Annotated in this window: 31 protein-coding genes and 1 pseudogene; 14 read left to right on the top strand and 18 right to left on the bottom strand. The window is 65.0% G+C overall.

What is annotated here, in order from left to right; translation table 11 throughout:
• Positions 1–610 precede the first annotated feature (610 nt).
• The 3 genes from ACQP0P_RS43050 to ACQP0P_RS43040 all read right to left on the bottom strand — a co-directional run bounded on the left by ACQP0P_RS43050 (position 611) and on the right by ACQP0P_RS43040 (position 2,221).
• A complete protein-coding gene (locus tag ACQP0P_RS43050; RefSeq protein ID WP_433367538.1) occupies positions 611–931 on the bottom strand; it encodes a hypothetical protein in 321 nt (106 codons plus the stop codon).
• A gap of 134 nt (positions 932–1,065) precedes the next feature.
• A complete protein-coding gene (locus ACQP0P_RS43045) occupies positions 1,066–1,230 on the bottom strand; it encodes an integrase core domain-containing protein (RefSeq protein ID WP_433367535.1) in 165 nt (54 codons plus the stop codon).
• Positions 1,231–1,366: 136 nt separating this feature from the next.
• On the bottom strand, positions 1,367–2,221 hold the full coding sequence (locus ACQP0P_RS43040) for an ankyrin repeat domain-containing protein (RefSeq protein ID WP_433367532.1): 855 nt from the start codon (positions 2,219–2,221) through the stop codon (positions 1,367–1,369).
• Positions 2,222–2,492: 271 nt separating this feature from the next.
• Between ACQP0P_RS43040 and ACQP0P_RS43035 the strand changes: the two are divergent.
• Positions 2,493–2,729: pseudogene (locus tag ACQP0P_RS43035) on the top strand (IS630 family transposase); the annotation flags it as partial.
• A gap of 176 nt (positions 2,730–2,905) precedes the next feature.
• A complete protein-coding gene (locus ACQP0P_RS43030; protein ID WP_433367530.1) occupies positions 2,906–5,530 on the top strand; it encodes a tetratricopeptide repeat protein in 2,625 nt (874 codons plus the stop codon).
• Between the two features lie 3 nt (positions 5,531–5,533).
• Here the strand turns inward: ACQP0P_RS43030 and ACQP0P_RS43025 are convergent, their stop codons facing one another.
• Complete coding sequence (locus ACQP0P_RS43025; RefSeq protein ID WP_433367527.1) at positions 5,534–6,139, bottom strand: hypothetical protein; 606 nt, start codon at positions 6,137–6,139, stop codon at positions 5,534–5,536.
• Between the two features lie 127 nt (positions 6,140–6,266).
• Between ACQP0P_RS43025 and ACQP0P_RS43020 the strand changes: the two genes are divergently transcribed.
• Positions 6,267–6,665: a hypothetical protein gene (locus tag ACQP0P_RS43020; RefSeq protein WP_433367525.1), complete on the top strand. Its 399-nt coding sequence runs from the start codon at positions 6,267–6,269 to the stop codon at positions 6,663–6,665.
• 428 nt (positions 6,666–7,093) lie between these two features.
• On the opposite strand, the gene ACQP0P_RS43015 is transcribed toward ACQP0P_RS43020, so the two are convergent.
• Positions 7,094–7,405 carry a hypothetical protein gene (locus ACQP0P_RS43015; RefSeq protein ID WP_433367522.1) on the bottom strand — a complete coding sequence of 104 codons (312 nt, stop codon included), beginning with the start codon at positions 7,403–7,405 and terminating at the stop codon, positions 7,094–7,096.
• Positions 7,406–8,174: 769 nt separating this feature from the next.
• Positions 8,175–9,011 (bottom strand): SDR family oxidoreductase, encoded by an 837-nt coding sequence (locus tag ACQP0P_RS43010; protein ID WP_433367520.1) that lies wholly within the window; start codon positions 9,009–9,011, stop codon positions 8,175–8,177.
• An 88-nt stretch (positions 9,012–9,099) separates the two neighbouring features.
• On the opposite strand from ACQP0P_RS43010, the gene ACQP0P_RS43005 reads away from it, so the two are divergent.
• A complete protein-coding gene (locus ACQP0P_RS43005; RefSeq protein WP_433367517.1) occupies positions 9,100–9,696 on the top strand; it encodes a TetR/AcrR family transcriptional regulator in 597 nt (198 codons plus the stop codon).
• Positions 9,697–9,909: 213 nt separating this feature from the next.
• On the opposite strand, the gene ACQP0P_RS43000 is transcribed toward ACQP0P_RS43005, so the two are convergent.
• Both ACQP0P_RS43000 and ACQP0P_RS42995 read right to left on the bottom strand, forming a co-directional pair.
• Entirely contained in the window at positions 9,910–10,293 is a 384-nt protein-coding gene (locus ACQP0P_RS43000; protein WP_433367514.1) for a DoxX family protein, read from the bottom strand.
• A 261-nt stretch (positions 10,294–10,554) separates the two neighbouring features.
• Entirely contained in the window at positions 10,555–10,680 is a 126-nt protein-coding gene (locus ACQP0P_RS42995; protein WP_433367511.1) for a hypothetical protein, read from the bottom strand.
• A 225-nt stretch (positions 10,681–10,905) separates the two neighbouring features.
• Here ACQP0P_RS42995 and ACQP0P_RS42990 point away from each other — a divergent pair, with 225 nt between their 5' ends.
• Positions 10,906–11,478, top strand: coding sequence for a hypothetical protein (locus ACQP0P_RS42990; protein ID WP_433367509.1), 573 nt, complete (start codon positions 10,906–10,908; stop codon positions 11,476–11,478).
• A 69-nt stretch (positions 11,479–11,547) separates the two neighbouring features.
• Here the strand turns inward: ACQP0P_RS42990 and ACQP0P_RS42985 are convergent, their stop codons facing one another.
• Complete coding sequence (locus ACQP0P_RS42985) at positions 11,548–11,934, bottom strand: nuclear transport factor 2 family protein (RefSeq protein WP_433367507.1); 387 nt, start codon at positions 11,932–11,934, stop codon at positions 11,548–11,550.
• Between the two features lie 60 nt (positions 11,935–11,994).
• Positions 11,995–12,471, bottom strand: a complete 477-nt coding sequence (locus ACQP0P_RS42980; RefSeq protein WP_433367504.1) for an NUDIX hydrolase — start codon at positions 12,469–12,471, stop codon at positions 11,995–11,997.
• Positions 12,472–12,843: 372 nt separating this feature from the next.
• On the opposite strand from ACQP0P_RS42980, the gene ACQP0P_RS42975 reads away from it, so the two are divergent.
• Positions 12,844–14,021, top strand: a protein-coding gene (locus ACQP0P_RS42975) for an IS3 family transposase (RefSeq protein ID WP_433358989.1) whose coding sequence is annotated in 2 segments (ribosomal slippage) — positions 12,844–13,102 and positions 13,102–14,021 — 1,179 coding nt in all. Because the reading frame shifts where the segments join, the coding sequence is not laid out codon by codon here.
• Between the two features lie 59 nt (positions 14,022–14,080).
• Here the strand turns inward: ACQP0P_RS42975 and ACQP0P_RS42970 are convergent.
• Both ACQP0P_RS42970 and ACQP0P_RS42965 read right to left on the bottom strand, forming a co-directional pair.
• The gene (locus ACQP0P_RS42970; RefSeq protein ID WP_433367501.1) at positions 14,081–14,425 is read right to left on the bottom strand and encodes a hypothetical protein; all 345 of its coding nucleotides are present in this window, start codon (positions 14,423–14,425) and stop codon (positions 14,081–14,083) included.
• 486 nt (positions 14,426–14,911) lie between these two features.
• Positions 14,912–15,229 (bottom strand): DUF427 domain-containing protein, encoded by a 318-nt coding sequence (locus ACQP0P_RS42965; RefSeq protein ID WP_327107215.1) that lies wholly within the window; start codon positions 15,227–15,229, stop codon positions 14,912–14,914.
• Positions 15,230–15,442: 213 nt separating this feature from the next.
• Here ACQP0P_RS42965 and ACQP0P_RS42960 point away from each other — a divergent pair, with 213 nt between their 5' ends.
• A complete protein-coding gene (locus ACQP0P_RS42960) occupies positions 15,443–15,838 on the top strand; it encodes an OsmC family protein (protein WP_433367498.1) in 396 nt (131 codons plus the stop codon).
• A gap of 434 nt (positions 15,839–16,272) precedes the next feature.
• Here the strand turns inward: ACQP0P_RS42960 and ACQP0P_RS42955 are convergent, their stop codons facing one another.
• Positions 16,273–17,151, bottom strand: a complete 879-nt coding sequence (locus tag ACQP0P_RS42955; RefSeq protein ID WP_433367495.1) for a tyrosine-type recombinase/integrase — start codon at positions 17,149–17,151, stop codon at positions 16,273–16,275.
• Positions 17,152–17,303: 152 nt separating this feature from the next.
• Between ACQP0P_RS42955 and ACQP0P_RS42950 the strand changes: the two genes are divergently transcribed.
• Complete coding sequence (locus ACQP0P_RS42950; protein ID WP_433367492.1) at positions 17,304–17,732, top strand: MmcQ/YjbR family DNA-binding protein; 429 nt, start codon at positions 17,304–17,306, stop codon at positions 17,730–17,732.
• Positions 17,733–17,881: 149 nt separating this feature from the next.
• Entirely contained in the window at positions 17,882–18,214 is a 333-nt protein-coding gene (locus ACQP0P_RS42945) for a YciI family protein (RefSeq protein ID WP_433367489.1), read from the top strand.
• Between the two features lie 287 nt (positions 18,215–18,501).
• On the opposite strand, the gene ACQP0P_RS42940 is transcribed toward ACQP0P_RS42945, so the two are convergent.
• The 3 genes from ACQP0P_RS42940 to ACQP0P_RS42930 all read right to left on the bottom strand — a co-directional run bounded on the left by ACQP0P_RS42940 (position 18,502) and on the right by ACQP0P_RS42930 (position 20,492).
• Complete coding sequence (locus ACQP0P_RS42940; protein WP_433367486.1) at positions 18,502–19,047, bottom strand: zinc-binding dehydrogenase; 546 nt, start codon at positions 19,045–19,047, stop codon at positions 18,502–18,504.
• On the bottom strand, positions 19,035–19,418 hold the full coding sequence (locus tag ACQP0P_RS42935; protein WP_433367484.1) for an alcohol dehydrogenase catalytic domain-containing protein: 384 nt from the start codon (positions 19,416–19,418) through the stop codon (positions 19,035–19,037). Before ACQP0P_RS42935 ends, ACQP0P_RS42940 begins: the two co-directional genes overlap by 13 nt.
• A 339-nt stretch (positions 19,419–19,757) precedes the next feature.
• On the bottom strand, positions 19,758–20,492 hold the full coding sequence (locus tag ACQP0P_RS42930; protein WP_433367481.1) for an XRE family transcriptional regulator: 735 nt from the start codon (positions 20,490–20,492) through the stop codon (positions 19,758–19,760).
• Between the two features lie 168 nt (positions 20,493–20,660).
• On the opposite strand from ACQP0P_RS42930, the gene ACQP0P_RS42925 reads away from it, so the two are divergent.
• The 3 genes from ACQP0P_RS42925 to ACQP0P_RS42915 all read left to right on the top strand — a co-directional run bounded on the left by ACQP0P_RS42925 (position 20,661) and on the right by ACQP0P_RS42915 (position 22,117).
• On the top strand, positions 20,661–21,005 hold the full coding sequence (locus ACQP0P_RS42925; RefSeq protein ID WP_433367478.1) for a hypothetical protein: 345 nt from the start codon (positions 20,661–20,663) through the stop codon (positions 21,003–21,005).
• The gene (locus tag ACQP0P_RS42920) at positions 20,989–21,483 is read left to right on the top strand and encodes a GntR family transcriptional regulator (protein WP_433367475.1); all 495 of its coding nucleotides are present in this window, start codon (positions 20,989–20,991) and stop codon (positions 21,481–21,483) included. Before ACQP0P_RS42925 ends, ACQP0P_RS42920 begins: the two co-directional genes overlap by 17 nt.
• 67 nt (positions 21,484–21,550) lie before the next feature.
• Positions 21,551–22,117, top strand: coding sequence for an HD domain-containing protein (locus ACQP0P_RS42915; protein ID WP_433367472.1), 567 nt, complete (start codon positions 21,551–21,553; stop codon positions 22,115–22,117).
• A gap of 57 nt (positions 22,118–22,174) precedes the next feature.
• Here ACQP0P_RS42915 and ACQP0P_RS42910 read toward each other — a convergent pair whose 3' ends face one another.
• Both ACQP0P_RS42910 and ACQP0P_RS42905 read right to left on the bottom strand, forming a co-directional pair.
• Positions 22,175–22,651, bottom strand: coding sequence for an NUDIX hydrolase (locus tag ACQP0P_RS42910; protein ID WP_433367469.1), 477 nt, complete (start codon positions 22,649–22,651; stop codon positions 22,175–22,177).
• Between the two features lie 3 nt (positions 22,652–22,654).
• On the bottom strand, positions 22,655–23,395 hold the full coding sequence (locus ACQP0P_RS42905) for a DUF5919 domain-containing protein (protein ID WP_433367466.1): 741 nt from the start codon (positions 23,393–23,395) through the stop codon (positions 22,655–22,657).
• A 277-nt stretch (positions 23,396–23,672) separates the two neighbouring features.
• Here ACQP0P_RS42905 and ACQP0P_RS42900 point away from each other — a divergent pair, with 277 nt between their 5' ends.
• Positions 23,673–24,092, top strand: coding sequence for a hypothetical protein (locus ACQP0P_RS42900; RefSeq protein WP_433367463.1), 420 nt, complete (start codon positions 23,673–23,675; stop codon positions 24,090–24,092).
• A gap of 41 nt (positions 24,093–24,133) precedes the next feature.
• The gene (locus ACQP0P_RS42895) at positions 24,134–24,481 is read left to right on the top strand and encodes a VOC family protein (RefSeq protein WP_433367460.1); all 348 of its coding nucleotides are present in this window, start codon (positions 24,134–24,136) and stop codon (positions 24,479–24,481) included.
• Positions 24,482–24,660: the final 179 nt, after the last annotated feature.

Genomic DNA, 24,660 nt, shown 5'->3' with positions numbered 1-24,660 from the left:
TACCGAGCCGACAGGCACCGACCCGAGCCTTATTTTCGTCGTTCTCCCCGTTTCCTCCGCAGATTTGGGTGATCTCCGATACGTGATCAGGACGCCTGCGAAAACAGCTCGATCATGGGAATGAGCAGCGGTTACGCCTACGGGTGTCTCGTGTCACTTCTCGCTCTGAGGGTGAAAGCTGGACGTTACGGTGGTTGGAGGGCCAGTCCGGTCTCGGCGACAAAGCCTGTCAGCGATCGTCCAATTGAGCCACCTGAAGATACTGACCCGCCAGTAGCGGATGCCCGGTATCTGGCGTTGTCCTCTGTGTCAGGCTCAAGTGGAACAGGCCGGTCACAGGGCGATGCCCGGATCACCAGCGCTAGGGCCTGTCCTGTGGATCTTTTGCCCACTACGGTCAGGCGGCGCCTCGCCGCGTTGTCGTCGGTCACCGCAGCACGCTGCGGCTCCCTCCTCCGCCGTGCGAGACACCACCTGACCGATCCTCGCCACGGCAAGATCCACAGGACAGGCCCTAGGAGGGGCAGCGTGAGTGGAGGGACCCCGAGAAGTGATCCAGACGCGGTGAGAGCCGGTGGTCCGGTGGTGCTTTGGTGAGGTGCCGCGCCGGTCAGCCGGAACCGGTCGGTCCGGGAGTGTCGATCCAGCGGGCGGCTGCGTCGAAGGTGTCCGTCGGGGTGCTGTTGAACGCGATCGCCGCGTTGGGAGCGTGTCGTCGTACCAGGTTGACGACCTGCTCGAACAAGTCAAGCTGATCTTCGGATTTTCGTACGCCGCCGCCGATGACGACGCATTCCCAGGGCCGCGCGCGCAGGGTATGGCTGACGATCGTTTCCACGTCGTCGCTGCCGTCGAGGCCGAACAGGCAGGTCTCGACGGCGACGCCGTGCTCGGCGAATCGAGCCATGCCGGCCTCGATCGCGTCGGCCACCGGCTTCGGGTCCCAGGACCCGGGAACCCGATACGGGTCAAGGCCGATTACGAGGACGCGGGGTACCGGGGTTGTTGTGTCCACACCTGGGACCTTACGTCACAGGGGTTGCGGCGCGTGGCTGCGTGGGCTGCTCATCGGTGTGTGCACGACGCGGCGCAGGCCACTGGTGCCTGGTAGCCGAGGGAGCTGTGTCGTCGGCGGTGGTTGTAGTCGTCCTTCCAGTCGCTGATCACGATCCGGGCCGCCCCGGGGCCTTCGTCGTTTTGGGGCTGCCTGGTCAGCCACTCCGAAGACATCCCGCAGTGCTAGGTGTTAAGCGCGGCACGGCAAGATGTTCGGGACTACAGGGCTACCTGTGACACGAACAGGCGGATGCGCTCATCATCCCTTGACTCGCTCCGCGATCCTTCAGGTTCCGCGAGAAAGGTGAGATCAGCGCCAGTAGTCGCGTTCTGGCAGACGCAGCCACACGTCAGGCGGGCCGGTGACCGCGCGCGGGTCAGTCAGCCGCAGGCCCGCATAGGCACATGAGTAGGCAACCGCGTCGTACCGGTAGAGGTAGGAGAACAGGACCTCCAGGGGTCCCTCGTCCTCCCAGGGAGCTCCACCGGGATGCAGGTCCCAGCCGACGATCTCGCCGTCGCGAACGATGCTGCCCTGGTTGCCGCTCTTGGGATTGGCGTACAGGCCGTAGCAGACGGTACCTGCGGACAGTCGCCTGCTGATGCCGGGCGTCTGCGGCATGTACCCCCATGGCTGGGTGACAACGCAGCCGCCGGGTACGTCGGTAACGCCGACGAAGGCCATCGACTCCTCGCTGAAGGGGTCGATCCCGTCGAGGAACTCCTCGGGATCGAGGATCTCGACCGTGGCCTCCAGCCGCCGCGCCGCCTCGGCCGCGTCGATCCCGGCCACGCACGCCAGCCCCGTGCCGTCGCAATAGAGGTCGCTCAGCGCCGCTCTCAGACGTTCGGCCTCCACCACCGCGGCGGCCTCGTCATCTGTCAGGCCGTTCACTCCGATGGGGCGGCCGAACAGGTCGGGTTCCGGGCCGGCCAGGGTGAGGCGCCCGGGTGACCAGCCGCTCATCATCGGCCTCCACGGGTCGGCCCCGGCGGCCACCAGGGCACGGGCGTTGTCGTGGCGCTCCTCGTACACGGCGACCCAGAGGGCGGTGCGGCCCTCGTACATGGCGTCGACGTCCTCCACCCGACCGGCCAGCTCCGCGACCTCCTCGGGTGAACCCTCCTCGGCCGCATCGTGCAACGCCGACTCGTCGTCATACATGCCTATAACTCCTTCCGAAGGTGACATGAAGGACACACTGCGGCACCGACAAAATGGTGCCGGCGAAGATCCATGGGAGCGGGTCGAGGCCCAATGCCCTCGAACCTGTGGTCAGGGGAGGCGAGAATCATGGCCGACCCGGGAAACGCCTTCAAGATCGTCCCCTAGATGTCCTCCGATCATTGACCTACGGTTGCACACGACGGCATCCGGCTGCATCGGCGTTCTATGCCCGGATTTGCTGGAGCGACGCTGTACCATCAGCTGATTGACGCCGACCGGCGCGTCCTGGGCCAATCCGATCGAGGCGCAGTTCGGGCCGTTGCGCAGCTTCGTGATGGGTAACTCGAATCATCCCAATCACACCGTGCCGGCCCGCAAGCTCCAGGCTTATCCGCGCCGGCGTAATGCCAACACGCGTCATCCCGACGTACTGGCCAAGCAACGGAGAGAACGTGCCCGGCTCCGGAGCGAAAAGCAACGCCGATGGGGTCACCCTTGGACCTGAGCCGCGTGATCAGCAAACTCCGTGAACGTTCGTGGTCACCTCACTAGCACCTTTCTTCGTGCGGTACGGTCGGCGGCAAGATACGTCTTTTCATGTCGGATCTTTGGGCGTAATCATGAGGAGTGGGGACTAAAGGCTGGCGGCGTGCCGCGTACGGCGCATTCGCCGTAGGTGCCTTGGCGCTGATCGTCGTCGTAAGCATCAGAGCAGGCTGGTGGGAGGCTCCGAAGGGGCAGGTAGCCCTGGGCTGGGCCTGGCTGGAACGCAGCAGCTGGATATTCGGTGTTCTGAGCGGTTTCCTTGGTTACCTCTCGTGGCGGCTGAGCTCGAAAGCGGCAGCAATTGGGAGTTCAAACGCGGCGGTCGTGCAAAACGGTGATGGAGTCCAGCCAGGTCAGCCTGCGTCCACCAACGCATCGCCGGTAACCACTCAGATGGCCGAACGGCATCCTGAGTTGCTGGACCGGCACAGCGATCGCCAGGAGCTTCGAACGAGACTGCGCAGCGGCCCGTGGGGCGTCATCGTGGTCAGGGGCCAGCCGGGTATCGGAAAGTCGAAGCTCGTGAAAGTGGTCTTGGAGGACCTGGAGCGGTATACACACGGCCGGGATCACCCAAGGATTTGCCCGCATGAGGCCATCCCTGGCGTACGGCTGGACATCAAGACACTCATCGACGACCTCGAGGCCGGGACCGGGCCGGCGACCGACATCCGGCCCGGTGAATCCTCGCTCGCCCGGTTCGAAGCGGCGTTGGAGGCGCTGGGCAATGCTCCCGTAGTGATCGTCATCGAGTGCGCCGAGAACCTGGTGGACCGTAACAGCAAGCATCTGGTGGATTACGACCTGGACGAGGCGTTCGAGATCCTTGCCACTCACCGCCGGCACCGGGTGACGGTCTTGCTCGTCACGCAGCTTCCACCGGAGTCTCCCGAAAGACGCACGTGGCCGTCGGAAGCTCAGACCATCACCATCCGTGGCCTGCCGCGCAAAGAATTCGTTATGTATTTTAACGATCTTGACCGTGACGGCGTGCTCCGTTTGGAGAAGGTGCCCGACGCACTCACCGTTTTCCACGAGAAGCTCCAGGGCAACCTCCGCCTCGCCGAACGGGTGTACGCGATTCTGGCAGGCGACGGCGTGACTGTGTCCACTCTCGCAGGCAAACTGTCCGGATTAGAGACCAAGGAGGTATCGCAGTACCTCTCTGACCTTCTGATCAGAGGCCTCAACCCGATTCAGCGCCGCGTGCTAGAGGTTCTCGCCGCCTACGAGACACCCGTTGCGAGCGCTGCGGTGGCGGAACTCCTGGCTGGGGAATCGCCCGAGGACGAGGTCAGCGGCGTGCTCCAGAAACTGCAGGCCAGGCATATCGTTCACCGCACCTCGGATGAGCGCTACTGCCTGCCGCCGTCGGACGCGGAGTGGACGCCGGAGGACGATGCGGAATGGAGAAATCTACTGCTCGACGCCTCGGACGCGCTGTGGCGGCGTAAGTTGGACGATCCACGTGGCATCGACGACCTCTACCTTCATTTCGCGGCGCTGAACGCAGCGTTGAGAGCCGACCTCTACGGATCGGCCTACGAAAGGATCGATTTCATTGACCGCATACTCCGTAGATGGAACTGCCCGTTCCTGCTGATTGAGCAGCGTGAAGCCGTCAGGGGATCCATAGGCGACGACCATTATGAGATGGCGAACGAGAACGCGCTCGGAGATCTGTATGCGGCGCGAGGGCAGATGGTCAAGGCGGCCGAGGCGTACGACAAGGCACTGCGTTACTCGGACCTCCTGGATGATCCTAAGAACCGCACGAAGATCCGCGCCAACATGGCCATGATGTACTGGCAGCGGAACCAGATTGAGAACGCTTGTGACACTTACAATCTCGCCCTGAGAGACGCGCAGAATGACGGAAATCTGAGGGTTCAGTTGAGCGCGTTCGAGGGCCTGGCGGATTGTCACCGGCGCTGGGGCCAGTACGACGAGGCCGTCAAACTTGCCCAGCAGGCGCTGGCCGTACCAGAGGAACCAGAGTATCCACTCAGCGCTGATGCGCAGGCATACGCCTCCTCCCGAACCGTCAAGATCGCGTTGAAGCTGGCCCGCTGGTATGCCGAACTGGGGCAGGATGCCGACGCGATGCGCCTACTCACCGTTGCCAAGGGCGAGGTGGACGGACACAGAGATGACTCGCTGAAGGTGGCCTACCTGGACGGGAACGCCGACTGGCTGCTCGGTCGGCATGACATCACAGGGGCGATCAAGGACGCGACCTCGGCCGTGGAGAAGGCGCTGCAGGTGCACGACCCTGTCATTCTGCTACAGGCGCGGACCACTCTATGCTTCGCCCACCTGCTAGGGGGTGACTACATCGAGGCCGCACGCAATATCAGAGGCGCCACCCGATACAGGCAGGCGGGTCGTTCCCTCATCGTGCTGGCACTGGATGCGCTGGTTGCCCGGCATCGGTCGAATCCCGGAGAGGCTGACAGACGCTTCAGGGAGTTGCACAAGGAAGCGACGGAGCGGATCCAGCTGGACGACCGGGACTTCACCGCCTGGGACTTCAAGGCGTTCGCCATGTGCGGCAGACGCCTGGACGATTCGGCTGACCTGTCCGAAGCTGTCGAGGCGTTCCGAAAGGCCAGGAGTCTGCCTACCCGCCCTTCTCCGGGCCTGGTGCGGCGTATGAGCGTTCTCTTGCAGGAGCTGGACAAGACCGGCCGGAAGCCGGGGCGCCTGGACTCAGTGATCGAAGCGATCAACGATGGACGGGCCGGTCCCGTCGGAGCATGAAGCCTAGCCTGAGCGTGCAGTTTGGGAACGAACGGTCATGTGGAGCCATCCTTGCTCCTGGGCGTGGATGATTGCCTCAATGCGGGTACGCACGCCCATCTCCTTATACAGCGACTGCAGCAGCCGGAACATCGCGCGCTCCGAGTAGCCGACCTGGTTGGCGAGTTGGGCCACCGTTGTGCCCGCCGCCAGCCGTCGCAGCCATAACAGCTGCTCCGGAGCCGGAGACTGGGAGGTCGTGGCGTCCGTAAGCGCGCCTCTGGCCAGGGCCGCGGAGACGGTCGCCGGGAGCACCGCCTGGCCGTCCATCGTCGCCTCTACAGTGCGCCTCAGCGTCACGGCTGTCACCCCACGCGGGAGCACCGACCGGGCGCCGTCGCGGACCGCTCTCACTCCCAGAGCCACAGAGTCTTCCTCGACCAGCGCGATCACGACATGCGCAACCTTCACCTCCCGTAACCTGTTGAGTACTTCCCAGTCGTGGTCGGACTCCAGTGTCAGCAGCACGAGGTTCCGCCGGCCCGGACGCAGCCATGCCAGCACGTCCGGTGGCGTCTCGACCGTGCAATCGGTCTCGGACAACGCGGCGACGACCCCCTGCTGAAACATGGGTAGGGGATCCACAACCGCGACATGGGCAGTCACCGGTGACGCAGGATCCCTTCTCAGATCGGTACGGCTGTTGCGTGGTCGCAGCACGCCGGCAGCCGAGGCACGAACGGGCTCCAGCCTAGAGATGGAGATTCGTCGAGCGGTCCTGATCGACACGGCTCGCCTGGCAGGGTTCTGCGAGATTGCGTCAGGTTCATGCCAGCGTCTGCCGTGGACCTGCACCCGATGCCTATTTAGCGTCGAGGCCCAGGCGACCCGCTGGGAGGTCTCAATGGTTTACGACGATGACACCGGCCAATCCGACGCGCACATCATCGGCATCAACGATTGGGCGCAGGCCGACGAAAACAGGGCGGTTTCTACCGCGAACCGCAAGCTCATTGTCGACCTTTTCAAAAAGGACCCAACGCTGGGGGCGCTGGGCATCCGCGATCGCCTGAAAGCTCGCGGCCACAATGTCCCACTGGAAGACATCAAGAGCGTTCTCGCCAAGATACGGTCGGCCAACCAGAAGCAGGGCTGACTGTGTTCTCACATTGCGAGATCGAGGGCGATGGGCGGGTTACTGAAGTTGATACAGGCCAGCGTGAGGTGCTCCAGAGATTCCGGACAAGCACGGGCCGTCCGTTCTCCTCCTCGGCTTATTCAGCCGTCTGGCAGGAAACTCGACGGCTGGCCCTCGCTCCCGAACAGGTCGCATCGCCTCTGGCGGCTCGGCCGTACGACCTGCGCCACGCGGCCGTCTCACTCTGGTTGAACGCGGGCGTTCCGGCCACAGCGTTGACGTGCTGCTCCGTGTCTACGCCAAGTGCATGGAAGGACAGCAGCACCGTGCCAATGGGAAGATCGCTGATGCCCTCAGCGGTTGATCCAGAATTATCCTGATGGATTTCTATGGTTGCTGAGTCCGTGGTTATAACGATCGGAGGGCTCAGCGTCATGGTTTTTACATCAAACCCGCCGTCCATATTGCCCCTGTATGCATCGGTCGGGCCTTCCGCGGAGTTTGAAGATGCCTTGTACCCGATGAGCCCAGAAGACATAGGGCTCATCGAATCGGTAGCCAAGCGTACGAGCCATTTCGTAGAAGCCCTTCCCGGGCTCCTTGTCGCCGTACTTGTGAGTGACGATGGATGTCAGAGCAGGTCTTCCCGCCTTTTGCTCATCCTCGAAGATGGCTCCGAGCTGGTGGCTCATCAGAGCTGAATGGGGGTCGAGCTTCACCGTCGCTACCTCGCTCGTGACCTCTCCGTACCACGTCATACGGCGATCGTAGGCCGCGTTCAGGATGCCTGACGAACCTCTTCTTCGGCCGCATCCCACTGCTCGTCGGTTAGACCGAACTGTGAACCTGATCTCCTCATAGCCCTCCCCGTGTTGTAAAATCCGCTGGATTCGACCGTGATCAGAACTTCATGCCAACCGGAAGTGGAATGCTTTCGACAGTCTTCGAATGCGTATCCTTCTCAGCTCGTTTCAAACGGGCGGTTAAAAAACGTGAGCGTGCAGCTTGAGGCGATCACAAGAGTCTTGCCGCTGGGGGAGAAGCCGACAGCGCGCAGCTCGCAGGAATCCTCTCGGTGCACGTGCCACCAGGATGAGCCTGCTTCGCCTCGATAGGGACTGCTGTTCAAGGACAGCATCACGCTCTCAACAGGCCAGTCCGGGGCAACGACGTCGACCGTCCAACCATCAGACGTAGTGGTGTGGAGACCGCCCCCCCACAGACCGGCCATGGGCACGGCGACGCCGGTAAGCGGACCTATCCCCTCGTGGACGAGTTCGTTGGTGTCAGGCCACCCGGCATCGGGGTCCGGGTCACGGGCGATTCGGGTGCCCGTCGAGCACTCGAACAGACCCCTGCCGTTGCTTGATACGACGAGCAACAGGTCATCGGGACGTTCGGGGACCACACCGAACCCGACACAGGACAGGCCGCCCACCGCTACCGGGGGCAACGGCTGCCACGGCGCGGGCGGCGGCTGAAGAGGGGCGGCACGGAAACGAGTGCGTAGCTGATCCTGATACGAGGTCATCCGGCGGTGGGCTTCGGGTAGTAAGGGCGCAAGGTCGCCGCGAGGAGGCGGTCGAGCATCCGGTCCGGCAACATCCGAGACAGGCGGGTGAGCAGGGCCGCGTCGCGGCCGACGGTGTAGCGGGTGCGCGGCCTCGCGGCGGTCACGGCCTTGGCGATCACCCGGGCGGCAGTATCGGTGGAGGTCCCGCCCGTGGTGCCCGCCGCGGTCAGCGCCTTGATCGCCTCGACCAGCGGCCCATAGCGACCTCGGTGCTGCGGCGACATGGCCTCGGCCAGCCGGCTCGTGGTGGCGATGCCCCGTTCGCCCATCTCCGTGCGGACTCCGCCCGGCTCGACGACGACCACCCGCATCCCCAGCGGCGCCACCTCCTGGCGCAGGGCGTCGCTGACCGCCTCCAGGGCGAACTTCGTGCCCGCGTAGGGGCCGAAGGTGGCCATGGCGACCTTTCCGCCGACCGAGCTGATGTTGACCACGCGACCGGAGTGGCGCAGCAGGTCGGGCAACAGCGCCTGGGTGACGGCGACGTGACCGAACAGGTTGACCTCGAACAGTCGGCGCCACTCCTCCAGCGGCAGAGCCTCGACCGGGGCGTTGACGGAGATCCCGGCGTTGTTCACCAGCGCTCGCAACGTGCCTGCCCGCGAGCCGACGCGGGCGGCGAGCTCGGCGATGTGGCCGGGCTGGGTGATGTCGAGGATGACCGGCTCGATGCCCGGGGCGCGGAGCGCGTCGGCGTCACGGTCACGGCGGACGCCGGCGAAGACGTGGAATCCCCGGCGGGCCAGCTCGCGGGCGGAGGCCGCGCCGATCCCGGTCGAGGCTCCGGTCACGACGACACATGGGCGAGTTTCAGATGACATTGTCACCTGAATAACGGTAGGCATTTCAGATGACAGTGTCAACGCTATAGTGGCTCGCATGATCAGCCGTGCGGAATCCGCCGCCGCGACGCGACGCGCCCTCCTGGACGCCGCCGCCGACCTGCTCGACAGCGGCGGTCCTGGCGCGGTGACGTTGCGGGAGGTCGGGGCGCGCGCGGGGGTCACCCGCGGCGCGCCGTACCGGCACTTCTCCGACAAGGACAGCCTGCTCACCGCCATTGCGGCCGAGGCCCTGGACCGGCTCGCGGACCAGGTGGAGGCCGTGCGAGCCGAGCCTCAGGCGTCCCCGGCCGACAAGCTCCAGCGCGCCTTGTCCGCGCTCATGACGATCGGCCGCCGTCAGCCGCACCTGTACCGGCTGATGTTCGCCTCCCCGGCCGGCGGCGACCCGGCCGCGATCCACGCGGCGGCTCAAGCCGCCGACCGCGCCATGGACGTGTTCCTCGCCGTCGTCGCCGAACTGATCGGCGTACGGAACGCCCGGCGCTTCGCGGCACTGCTGCTGACCAGCGTGCACGGGATCACGGACATGGAGGTCAACGGGCATCTGTCCGCCGGCAAGTGGCAGACCACGGCCGAGGAACTCGTCTCGACCCTGGTGTCCATGATCGACCGGCAGGCTCGCAGCAGATAGCCGCACAGAGAACGGCAACGCGCCACTCCTGATGTCACGCACTTTCTGCGCCCCACCTCGCCGCCGCGCGGCCAGACTCGTGTGGTCGGCTTTGGGGCCGCCGCCGATCGTCCTTACTGCGGCATCCTGCCCCATATCTCCATGTTTGGCGGGCCGCGCCCGGATTGGTGCGCTGGCCTAAGGCGATACCTCACCGGACTGGATGCCCGAGGGTCAACCAGTGAAGGACTCGGGGCCGAAGCGACCCCAAGCGACGAAAGCGGCCATGGCGAGGTAGATCAGGTCGCCAACGATCGTGATCTTCTCCCCACGGCACAGACGCATGGTGATCGCGCAGGCGAACAGCAGGACAAGTCCGGTGGCGGCCAGCGGGACCAGGACCGGCGCGATGTCGAGCGCCGCAGGCAGGATCAGGCCAACAGCGGCCAGCTGTTCAACGGCTCCGATGGCTTTGAGGGCACCGGGGCTGAAGTCCAGAACCCATTGGGCGGAGGCACCCAACGCGGCCATCTTCTCCCGCGGCACGAACATCTTGGCGCTACCGGTCAGACAGACGGCGGCCAATACTCCGGCGGTGATCCACAGCGCCACATTCATCGTCAACTCCCTAACCGAGGCCTTCCACACACAAGACGAGACGGCCACCCGATCTGTGACGTCTCCGGACTCCCACCGCAGGGGTACGGCGCACCAACCGCGTGCACTGATGCGAGAGCCCACTCGTCTGGGGAGCGAATGACGGACGTAGGTGGGCGCGGATGGCGGGAGCGGATTCGCCTGTTGCGCCCTGACGCCAGGGCTGCGGAGCTCCGAGATCCGGTGCGGGCGCGGGCGTTGGGACGCCCGCGCCCGCACCGGTCACTGGGTAGCGTCCGAGAGGACCCAGATGGGCACGGGGACACCGGGTGCGTAACTGTTCACGGTGAGGTCGACCCCGATCGCCGGCGCCGGATCCAGGGAGCCGCGCAGCACGATCTCGTTCACGCTGCCGGCCGTACTGGACGCTTGCATGAACCAGCGCTGACCGGATGAGCCGTCGAAGTCGCGGCCGACGTTCCCGGCCGACCCATCCGAGCCACGATCCACCGGCAGCGTTGCGTTGATCGTCTGAATCCAAGGCGCTTTTTTCAGGAAGGAAAGCTTTTCGCGGAGTTCAGAGTTTTCTCGCTCGAGTTCGCGCAGCCGGGCGCGCTCGGGGCCACTGAGGGAGTGTGGTTCTTCTTCCGCTACGCGGGTCTGCGGCCGGAGGAGGCGGCGGACCTTTGTCTGAAGAACTGCACCCTGCCCGAAGCGGGATGGGGTCAGATCATCCTGGAGAGGGCGCGACCGCAGGCGAACAAGCGATGGACCAACTCGGGGGAGACCCACGAGTCGCGCAGCCTCAAGCACCGGGCGAAGAAGGAAACCAGGGAGATCCCCATCCCGCCTGTCCTGGTCGCCATACTCCGTGAGCACATCGACGCCTACGGCACCGAGGACGACGGCCGGCTCTTCCGGACGACCAAGGGAGGTTCCTACTCCAGCTCGGCATGCTCCTACGTCTGGCAGGAAGCGCGAGCGCTCGTCTTCACCGATGAGCAGGTGAGGTCACCGCTCGCCGCCCGACCCTACGACTTGCGACACGCTGCCCTGTCCCTCTGGCTCAACGCGGGCGTGCCGGCTACCGAGGTGGCCAAGCGAGCCGGGCACAGCGTGGAGGTTCTCCACCGGGTCTACGCCAAGTGCATGGAGGGGCAGCAGGAACGGACGAACGGGAAGATCAGCAGCGCTCTCGACGATTGATTGCCATAGATGCTCGCCTCGGGCCCCGGCATAGGCTGGGGTCTTTTTCATTGGGAGCAGCCGCGGTCGTCACGCCGGGCTGGCATGGGCAGCCAGGATGCGCCAGCCGTACTCGTTCGTGTGGACCCAGGTCCGGGTGTAGCTCATCCGTCCGCCGAACGGCGTTCCGGCGAACGTGCCCTCCAGCGTGCCGAGAAAGCAGGTGACACCGGTGCTCCCTTCGACGAGTACGGTGAGGTCCTCCTGGACGAGTTTCGTCATGACCTGTGTCCGCGAGCGGTGGTTGTGGAGATCGAGCTGCTTGGCCTCCGGGTAGCACCTGCCGTCCGGCGGTCCGGTGAAGACGAGCCGCTCGTCGAGCAGCCGGTCCAGCTCCTTGACGTCTCCGGCGAGCTGCGCCGCTTGTAGGCGTTGCTCGGCCTCGTACAGCTCATCTATGAGGGCGCGGTCGACCATGAGGGTTCCTTTCTGGACAAAGGTGTTCGGGAGCTTAGACGGACCTTCGGCAGAAGCGCGCTATCCGATGTGCGGCCCTGTGACCTCGGCCAGGAAATGTTCGATCCGCAGACGCATCGACCGGTCCATCGGCAGTGAGCTGACCTGATCGCGGGGCACCCAGCGCACTTCGCGGGATTCGTCACTTGGCGTCGGCTCTCCGTAGACGGCTCGGCCGGTGAGCACGATGGAGAACTTCTGTCGAGCCTCACCATCGCTGGTGTAGAGGATCACATGCCTGGGGTCGGTGTACGTACCAACCATGCCGGTGATCTTACACCTGATCCCGGTCTCTTCCAGAGTCTCTCGAATGGCCGCCTGCGGTAGGGACTCGCCGAGGTCGATGGCGCCGCCGGGGACAGCCCAGTTGTCGTTGTCGCTGCGGCGGATCATCAGAATGTCCCCGGCATCGTTGGTGACCACGATGTTCACCGACGGGACCAGGCTGTTGGGCGCAGGAGCGGCGGGGTCGTCATAGAAGTCGATCCGGCAGGTCATGGGGCAGAACCCTACCGGCGTGGGCACCGGGCCAGACGCTTTCGAAGCTGTCCAAATAGGTCGAGATCATGTCTCCAACCGAGGCCAAACGCGTCAGGACCAAGCTGCCCCTCCGGGACATCGCTGCTCATGACAGAGCCTCTCCGGCGTTCCTGCGGTCCATCATTCTCTCTCCGGGAAGTCACTCGCCGACGGTGCGCAAGATGTCCATCGCGTGGATCACGTCGGTGACCACGTGGTCCGGCGGGCGCTCATGACCGGCCCAGGCTCCACAGCCGATCCAGACTGTACGCAGGCCGGCTGAGTGAGGTGCTCCAAGGATTCCGGACAGACCACTCGCTAGGGTGGTAACAGTCCGAAGGAGATAGAAACATGCCGAAAGGTTCCAGGCGTAGGTTCAGCCAGGAGTTCAAGGACGAGGCTGTGCGCATGGTCCTCGATGGCCCCCGTACGATCGCCGAGGTCGCCAGAGAGTTCGGCGTCCACGACACCACGCTCGGCAATTGGGTGAACACCTACAAGCGAACGCGTGCGGAAGAAGAACCGCACTCCCTCAGTGGCCCCGAGCGCGCCCGGTTGCGTGAACTCGAGCGGGAAAACTCCGAGCTCCGCGAGAAGCTTTCCTTCTTGAAAAAAGCCGCGGCCTTCTTCGCGGCCGAGAACAATCGGTGACCGCGAAGTTCGAGTTGATCGACGCGGAGAAGGCCAACCATAAGATTGTGAAAATGTGCGACTGGCTGGAGGTGTCCCGCTCGGGGTATTACGAGTGGCGCGACCGGCCCGCCTCGGCGACCGCGCAGCGTCGCGACCTGCTCCAGGACCTGATCGCGGGCATCTTCTACGAGCACGAGGAGGTGTACGGCTACCGGCGCGTCCACGCCGAGTTGCTGCGCCGCGGTGAGCGCTGTTCGGCTGAGCTGGTACGGGTGCTGATGCGCGAGCTGGGCCTGCTGCCGGCGCAGGTGCGGCCCTTCACGCCGAAGCTCACCGAGCAGGGCGCCTTCCGGGGCATCCCCGACCTGGTCAGACGCGATTTCACCGCCGTCCGGCCCGGCGTCAAGCTGGTAGGCGACATCACCTACATCCCGACCTGGGAGGGGTTTTGCTACCTGGCCACGGTGATCGACTGCTACAGCAAGGCCGTGGTGGGGTGGGCGATGGCCGATCACTACCGCACCGAGTTGATCACCGAGGCGATAGAGAACGCGGTACAGGCCTTCACCATTGAAAAGGACGCGATCTTCCACTCCGATAGAGGGTCGAACTACACGTCCGATGAATTTGGTGCCGCACTGAAGAGGTTGGGTATTCGGAGGTCCGTTGGCCGTACCGGCATATGTTACGATAACGCCATGGCCGAATCGTTCTTTTCGGCGTTGAAGAACGAGTGGCTGAAACGGTATGTTTTCACCAGCCGGGCGAAGGCTCGCCGAGCCGTGATCCGTTATATCGAGGGCTTCTACAATCGGCGCCGACTTCATTCATCTGTTGGTTACCGGACGCCATTCGAAGTCCTCGACGAGTACACAGCACTTCAGTCGGTGGCGTAGCTCACGGCCGCAGATTCCGCTGTCCGGAATGATCTCAGCCCCTCAGGGTCTCCGGCATATCAAGCAGGAGTGATAGGAGACTGATCGCCTGTGGTAACCGAGCCGGTGATATCGCGCCCGGCTGCTACCGCTCCCTTTCCTGATGCGGTGACCGTGGTGGTGACGGTGCGGCCAGCGGCGGCGTCAGCCTGCTCCAGCAGGGCCCGCATCTGGGCGGCCAGCTCTGCCATTGCCTCGAGTACCTCTTCCCCCTCGGGAGTTACGCCAAAGATGCGTTGTAGCAGTGCACGTCCCCATTCGACTGTGGCATCAGCAGCCTTTTTATCGGCCCTGGCCAGCACCGCGCCACCATAGGTAGCGACCGCCGTTGTGGCGTACGGCGACACCTCCTGGACCAGGCTCACCAGCTACTCTGCGTCATCCAGTGGCAAGGCTTGACGGAGGAGAGCCGCGGCAGCCGATCGCCCCGACCGACTACGGCTAGCGCCGAAGTGAGCGATCGTCACGGCCGCCACTATGACGACACCACCGAGAAGCTTCCTTGTCTCACGAGGTCTATAGCCTGGCGATCGAAAGCGCGTGGGCGGCGCGGGCCGCGACCGGCCGAAGAGCCGCAGCGCGGCCAGCGACCGCCCGACGCGCGGCGGGCCGCCGCAGGTGGCACGCCTTTAAAAACGAACAGATAAGTTACGTTCGATCTTGAACTGAGTGCTTGCAACTGAGTGCTTGTCGTGTCCCAGGACATGCTCGACACTTCAGTCCCACCAGATGCTTGACGGCTCCGACTGTTTCGAACCAGGCGACGCTCACGCTCCGCGGCAGAAGCGGATGTTCAGCGCCGTCAGGGCGGACAGTCTGTTGCGCGTAGCGGCGATCGCAACCCGCGACGCTTACGCGGCCTGCCCGTTCACCTCGAGCGTGACGCCTGGCTTCTCGGCCCAGAAGGCGAGCAATCCGGCGATCTCCTCCACCCTCGGGAACGGCTCCGGGTAGGACCAGACCACGTCCTCGGCCACACCGTCACCGATCTGAACCGACCAGTAGGCGGCATCGCCCTTGAACGGGCAGTGCGACGTCGTTGTCGATGATCTGAGCATGTCCATCTTCACGTCCGCCGACGGCAGGTAGTACCGCGGTGGACAGCCCGTCTCGGTGAGCACGATCGGCCGGGAGGAGGTCGCGATGACCACGTCCTTGACTCGCACCACGACCTGATCCGATACAGGCGTGACCTCGATTTCATGTCCTCGTGTGTTCATAGACCGATCCCATCAAACGTCCCCCGCGGCCGCCAGCGTAACGCTTCGCGGCATGAGCGGGCGTTCCCGTGTGAGGGAGTGCTGTGTTGCCGGTTGGCGGCTGCGACGTGTAGGACGACTCTTGTCTTACGTCCGTACGCCCGAGGTGCCGGGAGCCGAATCATGGATGATCGTTTCAACGTGATCGTGAGCGCAGGATCGCTGAAGGTGACGGACGAGCACGCAGTGCATTTCCCTCATCGGTGGACGCCCGAGGGCGTGAGCGTCAGGGCGGACTTCACCGGAGGACATCTCCTTCACCTCGCGGCCGCGGGATGCATCCTCAACGACCTTTACCGGGAGGCCGCCGCACTGGGAATCGAACTCCAGGGAGTGCGCGTTTCCGCAGCCGGCGGCTTCGATACCGAGAGCTGGACGTCAACCGGGATCACCTACACCGTCGACGTCAGCTCCACCGCTCCAGCCGAGAGCATCGCCCACCTGATCGACACCGTGGACTCCGTCGCCGAGATCCCCCGCGCCATCCGACGGGGTGCCACCGTGCAGAGGATCGGCTAACCGACCATCCGGGAACGCGACCAACGAGGACTTCCGCACCGCTACGGCGCATGAGCACGCGGTTGGCGGCATGAGCGAGCGTTCCGATCTGGCATCCTTCCGGCATGGGCGTTGCGTCTCGTGCACGCCCGAATCCCTGCGAGGAGTGGGCCTGATGGCGGAGCGAGGCACTGACCACTGGAGTGAAACCTACTGTGACCGGCGCTTCCACCCGCCCCACCTGACGGGCCTGCCCTACTGGTTCTTCTGCCGACTTGAACCCGGCCACGACGGAGACTGCGACTGTGAAGCAGCCCGCGAAGCAACGAACACGACAGACTGAGGGCTATGGGATCGATGTTCCGCAGCTCAACGCCACACACTTCGGGGCGGTACTCGCCGACTGACCGCAACTCGGCAGACCAGTGCGTTCGAGTCCCTTTTGGGGTCATGAGTCAGGTGCCGGAGGCCATGTAGGCGGCGAGGATGTAGTTCGGGTGCCGGTCGAGGTTGTTACGGGCGCGGTCGTAGCGCATCGTGGTGCGCGGGTCGGCGTGGCGGGCAGCTATTTGGACGTCTCGCAGGTCGACTCCTGCGTCGAGCATGGTGGTGACGAAGGTGTGGCGCAGCATGTGCGGGTGGAGCCGTGGTAGCCGCACGACCGATTCGGCCGCGAGGTTCCGTAGGCGTCGGGTTGCGGCGTGCCGGTCCATCCGGGCACCGCGGGTATTGAGCAGAATCGGCCCGCTCACCCGTTCCCCGACGGCGCGTTCGATGGCCCGGCCAACCGCCGGTGGGAGCGGCACCAGGACGACCCGGGTCCCCTTGCCGACGACGCGCAGGACCCGGTGGCCGTGTTCCTCGCCGAGATCGTGGATATCGGCTCCGGTGGCTTCGAAGATCCGTAGTCCGAGGAGGCCGAGCATCGCGACCAGGGCGAAGTCGTTGGGATTGGCAGACTGGCGTGCCACCGACAGCAGTGCCTCGAACTGCAGATGCGACAGCCCAAGAGTCGGGGACTCGGGTGGGACGTTGGGACGGCGGACATGGTCGGCGGGCGAGTGCTCCAGCACCCCGTCGATGACGCAGGTCCGGTAGAAGCCGGCCACGACTGACAGGCGCCGGGACACCGTGGAGGGCCGGAAGCGCCGGATCTCTTGAAGCCAGCGAACATAGAGCTCGACCTGAGCCCGCTGTACGGACAGTGGCTTCAGGTTCCGCTCGGTGCACCAGCCTAGGAAGATCCGAAGATCGGACTTGGTGTGCATCCGAGATGTGCCCTTGTAGCGGGCAAGGTAGGCGGCGGTCGCCATCCGCAGCGGATCAGTACCCACCGCTCCGGTCGTCGCTGGCAGGAACTCATCGAACGAAGTCATACCCGAAGCTGCGCCCCGCCCCGGACGGAAGACCAGAGCCGACCCGCCTACCGACCGCCCAGCTTGCGGCATGGCCGGACGTTCCACCGGGAGCCGCCTACGCTGAGGCTGTGTCCGACGATAACGGAAGCCGGCCAGCCCGCGTCGAGGACGTGCACGAGCTGGCTCTGGCCATGCCGCACGTCACCGTCGAGTACGGGACCGGCGACAATCCGGTCTACCAAGTGGGCGGGAAGTCGTTCGTCTTCTTCCGCAACCCACGGCCGGATGCGGTCGACCCTGACACCGGGGAGCGCTATGTGGATGTGATCGTCTTCTGGGTTGAGTCCGAAGCGGACAAGCAGGCGCTGGTTCAGGACGAGGCGTCGCAGTTCTTCACCACCGCGCACTTCGATGGTCACCCGTCGGTGCTGCTGCGGGCCAGTCGGATCGGTGAGCTCACCCGGAACGAGCTGGCCGAGGTGGTCCAGGACGCGTGGCTGTCCCGCGCATCAGCGCGCAGAGCGGCAGCCTGGCTCCGCGCACATCACCCGGCATGATCACACCTCGCCTCCTTGTCCTGCCTACGGGGCGGCGTGAGGATCGCGGCATGAGAGGGCGAGGATGCGAACGCCGATTCAGGCGGCGATGATTCATGAGCGGGGACGGCCAGTGTCGGTCGACAACGCCCGCAGGAGAGGAGCTTGTTGTGGCGAAGTTTGTGACCATTGGGTACGGCGATCAAGTCGGCTACGACCGCACCGATGCAAGCGTGCGGGACGCGGCGCACGCGCATGACGCCCGATTGCGCCAGGAGAGGGTCGACATGGGCATCGCCGGTCCGCCCGTGCAAGTGCGTAACCACGACGCGGCCGAGGTGACCACGGAGGACGGGCCTTTCATGTCTTCCGCGCTTCCCGTAGCCGGGTTCGCCATCATCGAAGCAGCGACGCTGGCCGAGGCCATCGACATCGTGTCGCGTACGCCTTGCGCCGTCGCGCATGGCGTGGTCGAGGTATGGCCGTTGCAGGAGCCGCAGTAAGTGAAGTCTGCGTCCGCTCGTTCATCGGCAGGGTCGGGCACCCGCTGCCCGACCCTGAACGAACTGTGACGACCGGTCCGCGGCATGAGAGTGCATTGCCGTAGTCCCGCGGCGGCCCGGCGAACCGGTCTGGACGCGACCCGGAAGGTCATCCCGTCCACCCCGGTCAGCGTGTCCACACTTGGGAGGCCCAGAAACAGCGCGAAGCTCTTACGCAGCGAACCCCACGCATGGAGGCGTACTGCCCACACCACGCTGGTCAACGTGGCCGAGGTGCCAGGCCCCTTTCAGAGCACCAAGACGGCGGCGCCGCCTAGTGACCCAGACACGGCCTTGGCCAGGCCAAGGGCGGACTCCTCCAGTGTAAACGTCGCGCCGACGGGCACCGTCAGGGACCCGTCGCCGAGCAGGACGGCCAGTGCGGCGAGCCGGTCACCGTCCGGGCGTACGTAGACACTGGACACGGTGATGCCGCGCTCCTCTGCCGGAGGGTCCGACGTGATCGTGACAAGGCGTCCACCGTCGGCCACCGCCCGCATCGCCTCGACCGCACCACCGCGCACGGCGTTGGCGGCCGCGGCGACACCGGCGCCGCCGGTCAGCCTGCGGACCTCCTCCGGCCAAGCGACGTCATGGTAGTCGAGCACCTCCTGGGCTCCCGCGGCACGGACGCGCTCCCCGCTCGACGGGCCGGCCGTCGCGACCACCCGCAGCCCGCGCAGCGTCGCGAGCATGACGAGCAGCCTCCCGGTGACCCCGCCGGCGCCGTGGACCAGCAGTGTCTCTCCGTCGAGCACCTCGCTCACGACCTGGTCCGCGGTCAGTGCGGGCACCGGAAACGCCCCGCGACCTCCCAGGACACGCCCGCGGGCTTGCGCGCGACCAGGTCTGCGGGCGCGATGAGCCGCTCCGCCCAGGTGCCCTGCTCGCGCAATGGCAGTGGGTGCGTCAGGACCTCGTCACCCGCCGCGAGGCCGGTGACCTCCTCGCCCACGAGAACGATCCGCCCGGTCCCCTGGACACCCAGCGCCATGGGCGGGCTCACCCCGACGTCCCAACCGCCCGTACGCACGATGTCGTCCCAGTTCCCGATCCCGGCCGCCACGACCTCGACGAGCACCTCGTCGGCCGCGAGTGCGCGTGGCTCAGGAAGATCGAGAACCTCCACGTCGCCGCCCACCCGGCGAATGCCCGCTCCACGCATCTCTGCCTCCCGCACAGCCCGCTGGAGACCATTCTGCTCGACGTGCGGTCGGGACCTGGGCAAAGGCCCTCGGATCGTGGGTCTGGAGGCCTACGGTGAGCGACCTGTGCGGTGTGCGGCCGGGTCAGCAGCTGAAGTGCTTCCTCGCGATCTACGGGCGATCAGCCCTGACGCACGCGGAGTCCGCTCATCGGCATGAGTGGACGTAGCAGCTCCCTCTTGGGCCTGCGGTCACGGACGATGAGGAATCGATGCATGATCCCTAGGCCAGCCATCAAGCATCAACTGGACAGATACGTCAAGCATCAGGTGGGATCAGACACTTGAGGTGAGTATTTCTCAGATCGTCTGAGTTGCGGGTTCGGCGCTCTCCCAGACGCGTTCGAAGCTGTCCAAGTAGGTCGTTGCCGTACTGTCGGTTTCGGTGTGCGTCAGGTAAATGACGGGTGCCTCGGGGGCTCGGGTGCCGTAGGCGTGGAGGTTGACCAAGAGGTCATCGTCCGCACGGTAGATCGAGTTGTAGAGCACCGTGTGATGGAGTCTGATCTCGACTCCGTCGACGTTCTGGAGCGGCCGGTAGAGGGTGAGCGCGTTTCGGACGCGGGCGGCCATGACGTCGCCGCCGGTGCCTTCCTCGATGCCGCGGGCCGTCACGTGTGGACTGTCGGGGTGCCCGAGGAGAATGCGCACCCTGGCGCCGGCCTGGGCTCGGTTGGTCAAGATGCGGAGGAGCCCGGCGTCCTCGGCGAGGAACAGCCCGCTGTAGACGAGGATGCTGATCTCCTTGTCCGCGGACTCGAAGAACGTGCGCCAGGTGTCGGCCGACACGGTCCAGCGGTGCGGGTAGACGGCCTTGATCTCACCGGGGAGGCTCCGTCGGTTCCGGATCTCCTCGGGCCACAGGTCGCGCTCGTCGACCTTGAGGAGATCGGCGACCGCCAGACGGTGGCGAGGATGCGGGATGCGGCCGCTGATCCAGCGGGAGACGGTCTTGGGATCCACCGCCAGGCGGGCCGCGACATCGAGGGGTTGCAGCCGCGCCCGGATCAGCGCGTGACGGAGGTTTTCGTTCATCGGGGGTGCACCTTCCGCAGCAGGAGGGCCAGTGCTCGCGACGCTAACACAAGACGTCCCCAGACGTCCCTAACTTGCGGTGCTGGAATCCCACCCGGAAAGCGAAGCTCATCGGCATGGAGCCCGGCTCACGGGCTCCACCCTTCACATCCGATGGGGGTCCTGTTCATGGGAACCGTGAAAGAGAACCAGCAGGCCTACCAGGTCGAGTTGCTCACCGCGCTGCGGAACGAGCTGATCAACCGGGAGATCATCGCCGTCCTGATCGCCGACCAGAAAGACCAGCCGTGCCTGGACGTCACCGACAGCGCGTTCCGTACCCGCCGCATCTACGTCCACCTGCCGTTTCTGTGGTTCTACTGGGGCGACGAGCACGACGAGCGCATCTCCTGCCTGCGCCTGTTCCCCGCGGCCGACGCGATCGCCGACGCGGCCCGGGCCGGCTGGCGCGAGGGGGAGCAGGGAGAGCTCGGCCTCGACTTCAGCAAGATCGTCGATGCCTACCGTTCCTGACGCGATGCCGACGAGGGAGAGCAGGTGGCTGACCGGCGGCCTGATCTATCCGCAGCTCGCCAACCGGCTCCGCGCTCAGATCACCATCGGTGACTACCCGGCGGGCAGCCTCCTGCCGTCTGAGTCGGTTCTGGCCCAGCAGTTCCACGTGGCCAGGACGACCGTACGGCGGAGTCTGGCCGTTCTGGAGGATGAGGGGCTGATCGTCACGCTGCCCGGAAAGGGGCGCGTGGTGAAGAACGCCGACGCGCAGACCCAAGCGTCGTACCGCTATCAGGAGATCGCGGACGCCCTCCGCCAGCAGATCCAAGCCGGGACCCTCGCCGTCGAAACCGCATTGCCCAGCGAGCACACGCTACGGCGGCAGCATGAAGCCTCGCGCAACACCGTCCGTCACGCTCTGGCGGAGCTGGAGCGCGAGGGGCTGATCACGACGGAACATGGCAGGGGTCGGTTTGTGCGGCCTCTCCATGATTGAGACGTCCTGGGACGTCTCATCTGCAATTCTGGATCCGCTCCGGGGGGCGGCGTCTATCGTGAACCGCATGGGACAAGCTGACTGGGCGCGTGACCTGGCCAAACAACTCCTTGCCGCGCCTCTGCCGCGCCGGTGGGCACACACCCAGGGAGTGGCCGCGCGGGCCGAGACGCTGGCACCGATCCTCGGGGAGGAAGCCGATCTGCTGACCGCCTCGGCCTGGCTGCACGACATCGGCTACTCACCCGAGCTGGTCGACACCGGCTTTCACCCGCTGGACGGTGCCCGCTACCTGCGCGATGTCCACCAGGCCGATGACCAGCTGACCCGGCTGGTCGCACATCACTCGTGCGCGGTCTACGAGGCGACTGAGCGAGGTCTGCTGGATGCGCTGAGCGAGGAGTTCGATCGGGAGCGTCCGGAGCTGGTGGAGGCGCTGACCTACTGCGATATGACCACCAGTCCGGACGGTCTCGTCCTGGACGTCGATGCTCGTCTGGCGGAGATCCACTCTCGGTACGGCTCCGAGCACCTGGTCAGCCGGTCCATCACCAACGCGACCCTGTGCATCACCTCGGCCGTGCGAGCGGTCGAAAGTGCGCTGTCCAACGAACTGAGAAAGTACGACAGTTAGGCAGCACGACAGTTAGGCAGTTAGAACGCGTTGGTGCTTGCCAGGTGGGATACCTGGCTATCCGATGTACGGCCCCGTGGCCTCGGCCAGGAAGTGGCCGATCCGCAGCCGCATCGACCGATCCATGGTCAGTGACTCGACCTGGTCGCGGGGCACCCACCGCACTTCGCGGGACTCATCGCTCGGGGTCGGCTCGCCGCTGATCGGCCGGCCACACAGCACGATGGAGAACTCCTGGCGGGCCTCGCCGTTGGAGGTGTAGAGGATGACGTGCCTGGGGTCGGTGTAGGTGCCGACCAGGCCGGTGATCTCGCAGGTGATCCCGGTCTCCTCCAGCGTCTCCCGGATCGCCGCGTCCGGCAGGGACTCGCCCAGGTCGATCGCTCCGCCGGGGACGGCCCAGTTGTCGTTGTCGGTGCGGTGGATCATCAGAATGTCCCCGGCGTCGTTGACGACCACGACGTTCACCGAGGGAACCAGACTGTTGGGCGCGGGTGCTGAGGGGTCGTCGTAGAAGTCCAGCCGGCGGGCCATGGCTCAGGACTCTACCGGGGTGGCCCGGTTCCAGACGGCTTCGAAACTGTCGACGTAGGTCGAGACCATGTCGCCACCGGTGACCTTGCGCAGGTGCATGACCGGGGCATCCGCGGCGAACCTGCCATAGATGTGGGTGTTGACCAGAAGCTGGTCGTCGCCGCGGTAGATGGAGTTGTACAAGATGGTGTCGTGCAGCCGGATCTCCACACCGTCGCGCTGCCGCAGTGACCGGTAGAGGAGGAGCGCGGTCCTGATCTGAGCGGCCATGCCATCGTTGAGACCCTCGTCCGCGCCACGCTGCGCGACCTCCTGGCAAGCAGGATCTCCGAGCAGGATCCGCACCCGTACGCCCGCCTCCGCTTTCTCGGCGAACAGGCGCATGATGCCGGTGTCCTGGGCGATGAAGATGCCGCTGTAGACCAGTACGCCGATCTCCCGCTCGGCCGCCGAGAACAGACGTCCCCAGGTGTCCTTGGGGACGGTCCAGCGGTGCGGATAGACGGTGACGATCTCGCTCTCGGACACCGCCGCCGTCTGTTTGAGTATCAGCGCGCCCGGCCACAGGTCCGCTTCCTCCAGGCCGAGGAGTTTGGCGACCGCGAATCGATGCTTTCGGTACGGTATGCGGCCCTGGGTGATCCACCGCTCCACGGTCTTGGCGTCGACTCCGACGGCCTCGGCCAGTGTGTCGACCGTGGTGCCGTGTTCGAAGAGAGCCACCCGCAACCGCTCGTTCGCCATCTCACCTGCCCGTAAGAAGGGACGTTCAGGGACCTGGCAATCGTAGACCGGCCGTTCTGAACCTGTCCCATCCTGTAGTGATCCCGTCCTGCCTGGTAACGCCCCGTTTTTCGGATTAGTACTACCAGCGCTAACGGTCGACGGCGAGGGGCTATGAATCGAGCAGAAGCGATTCTGTCGGGTCACACAGGCAGGGGTTCGAAGATCCTTGACGATCTGTCCATATGCCGCCCGATCTTCCGGATTTCTCGTTACCATCTTCGATGGAGGCGATTCAATGTACAAGTACAGCCGTGACGAAGAGACGTGGGATCAGCTTACGGAGGTCGGGCTGGAGTTCCTCATCGAGCGTGCTCAAAGCCCAGGTGAGACATCGTACGAAGATCTCAACAATGCTTTGATGCAGAGAACTGGCCTTTCTGGCTTCGACTTTGGGCGGGCTGATGAGCGAGCTGGTATCGGATACCTCTTGGGACTGATCGTGGATAGGACCTATCCAGAAACCAAGCTGATGATTTCGGCACTCGTTACACATAAGGGCGGAACTGACCCGGGTGGCGGCTTCTACGCTCTAGCAACAGAACTTAAGCTGCTCCGGCCAGGCGCTTCGAAGGATGAGAAAGACGTGTTCTGGGTGGATCAATACACTCGAGTGCAGGAGTACTACTCCGGAGCTGTCCGGCCCAGGTCTCACTGATCCGTTAGGCGTCCCGCGTACGCCTGCTGTAGGAGTCGCCGATGTCGGCGCGTCGAATCGACCCTAACATTCAGTCCGAAGCCCTGGAGGAGAGCGCGGAGTTCTACGGCCTCCTGGGCTTGGAGGAGGTCATGAACCACGGCTGGATCATGACCCTCGCCTCTCCGTCCGCTCCCACGGCGCAGGTCAGCATCATGACCGGTGACAAGACGGCACCCGTCACTCCGGACATGAGCATCGAGGTGGATGATGTGGACGCCACCTATGTGGCCATGTGTGACAGTGGTGCCGAGATCGTGCATCCGTTGCAGGACGAGGAGTGGGGCGTCCGCAGGTTCTTCGTCCGTGATCCGAACGGTCGCGTGGTCAACGTCCTGGGGCACCGCTGACCTCGGAGATTCAGGGACAGCGGTAGCAGCCGATGTATGGCACCGCCCGGCCAGCCAGGTGGTGACCGATCCGCACTCGCAGCGACCGGTCCATCGTCAGCGTCTCGACTTCTTCACGCGGCGGAGCCGGACTGCGTAACTCCTATGGAGCCTCTGTGTACTCTCGCAACTAGAAGGCC

Origin of the sequence: Streptosporangium sp. CA-115845, assembly GCF_050943795.1 — a bacterium.
GTDB lineage: Bacteria > Actinomycetota > Actinomycetes > Streptosporangiales > Streptosporangiaceae > Streptosporangium.
This window is presented reverse-complemented; position numbering and strand designations above follow the sequence as displayed.

Excerpts from the sequence above, each read along its gene's own strand:
- ACQP0P_RS43020 (WP_433367525.1), top strand. The coding sequence starts at position 6,267 with ATGGAGATTCGTCGAGCGGTCCTGATCGACACGGCTCGCCTGGCAGGG.
- ACQP0P_RS42935 (WP_433367484.1), bottom strand. The coding sequence starts at position 19,418 with ATGCGTGGAGCGGGCATTCGCCGGGTGGGCGGCGACGTGGAGGTTCTC.
- ACQP0P_RS42900 (WP_433367463.1), top strand. The coding sequence starts at position 23,673 with ATGTACAAGTACAGCCGTGACGAAGAGACGTGGGATCAGCTTACGGAG.
- ACQP0P_RS42980 (WP_433367504.1), bottom strand. The coding sequence starts at position 12,471 with ATGACCTGCCGGATCGACTTCTATGACGACCCCGCCGCTCCTGCGCCC.
- ACQP0P_RS42960 (WP_433367498.1), top strand. The coding sequence starts at position 15,443 with ATGGATGATCGTTTCAACGTGATCGTGAGCGCAGGATCGCTGAAGGTG.
- ACQP0P_RS42915 (WP_433367472.1), top strand. The coding sequence starts at position 21,551 with ATGGGACAAGCTGACTGGGCGCGTGACCTGGCCAAACAACTCCTTGCC.
- ACQP0P_RS43045 (WP_433367535.1), bottom strand. The coding sequence starts at position 1,230 with ATGTCTTCGGAGTGGCTGACCAGGCAGCCCCAAAACGACGAAGGCCCC.
- ACQP0P_RS43025 (WP_433367527.1), bottom strand. The coding sequence starts at position 6,139 with ATGTTTCAGCAGGGGGTCGTCGCCGCGTTGTCCGAGACCGATTGCACG.
- ACQP0P_RS42920 (WP_433367475.1), top strand. The coding sequence starts at position 20,989 with ATGCCTACCGTTCCTGACGCGATGCCGACGAGGGAGAGCAGGTGGCTG.
- ACQP0P_RS42905 (WP_433367466.1), bottom strand. The coding sequence starts at position 23,395 with ATGGCGAACGAGCGGTTGCGGGTGGCTCTCTTCGAACACGGCACCACG.
- ACQP0P_RS42910 (WP_433367469.1), bottom strand. The coding sequence starts at position 22,651 with ATGGCCCGCCGGCTGGACTTCTACGACGACCCCTCAGCACCCGCGCCC.
- ACQP0P_RS43015 (WP_433367522.1), bottom strand. The coding sequence starts at position 7,405 with ATGACGTGGTACGGAGAGGTCACGAGCGAGGTAGCGACGGTGAAGCTC.
- ACQP0P_RS43000 (WP_433367514.1), bottom strand. The coding sequence starts at position 10,293 with ATGAATGTGGCGCTGTGGATCACCGCCGGAGTATTGGCCGCCGTCTGT.
- ACQP0P_RS43005 (WP_433367517.1), top strand. The coding sequence starts at position 9,100 with ATGATCAGCCGTGCGGAATCCGCCGCCGCGACGCGACGCGCCCTCCTG.
- ACQP0P_RS42895 (WP_433367460.1), top strand. The coding sequence starts at position 24,134 with ATGTCGGCGCGTCGAATCGACCCTAACATTCAGTCCGAAGCCCTGGAG.
- ACQP0P_RS42930 (WP_433367481.1), bottom strand. The coding sequence starts at position 20,492 with ATGAACGAAAACCTCCGTCACGCGCTGATCCGGGCGCGGCTGCAACCC.
- ACQP0P_RS42925 (WP_433367478.1), top strand. The coding sequence starts at position 20,661 with ATGGGAACCGTGAAAGAGAACCAGCAGGCCTACCAGGTCGAGTTGCTC.
- ACQP0P_RS42985 (WP_433367507.1), bottom strand. The coding sequence starts at position 11,934 with ATGGTCGACCGCGCCCTCATAGATGAGCTGTACGAGGCCGAGCAACGC.
- ACQP0P_RS43040 (WP_433367532.1), bottom strand. The coding sequence starts at position 2,221 with ATGTATGACGACGAGTCGGCGTTGCACGATGCGGCCGAGGAGGGTTCA.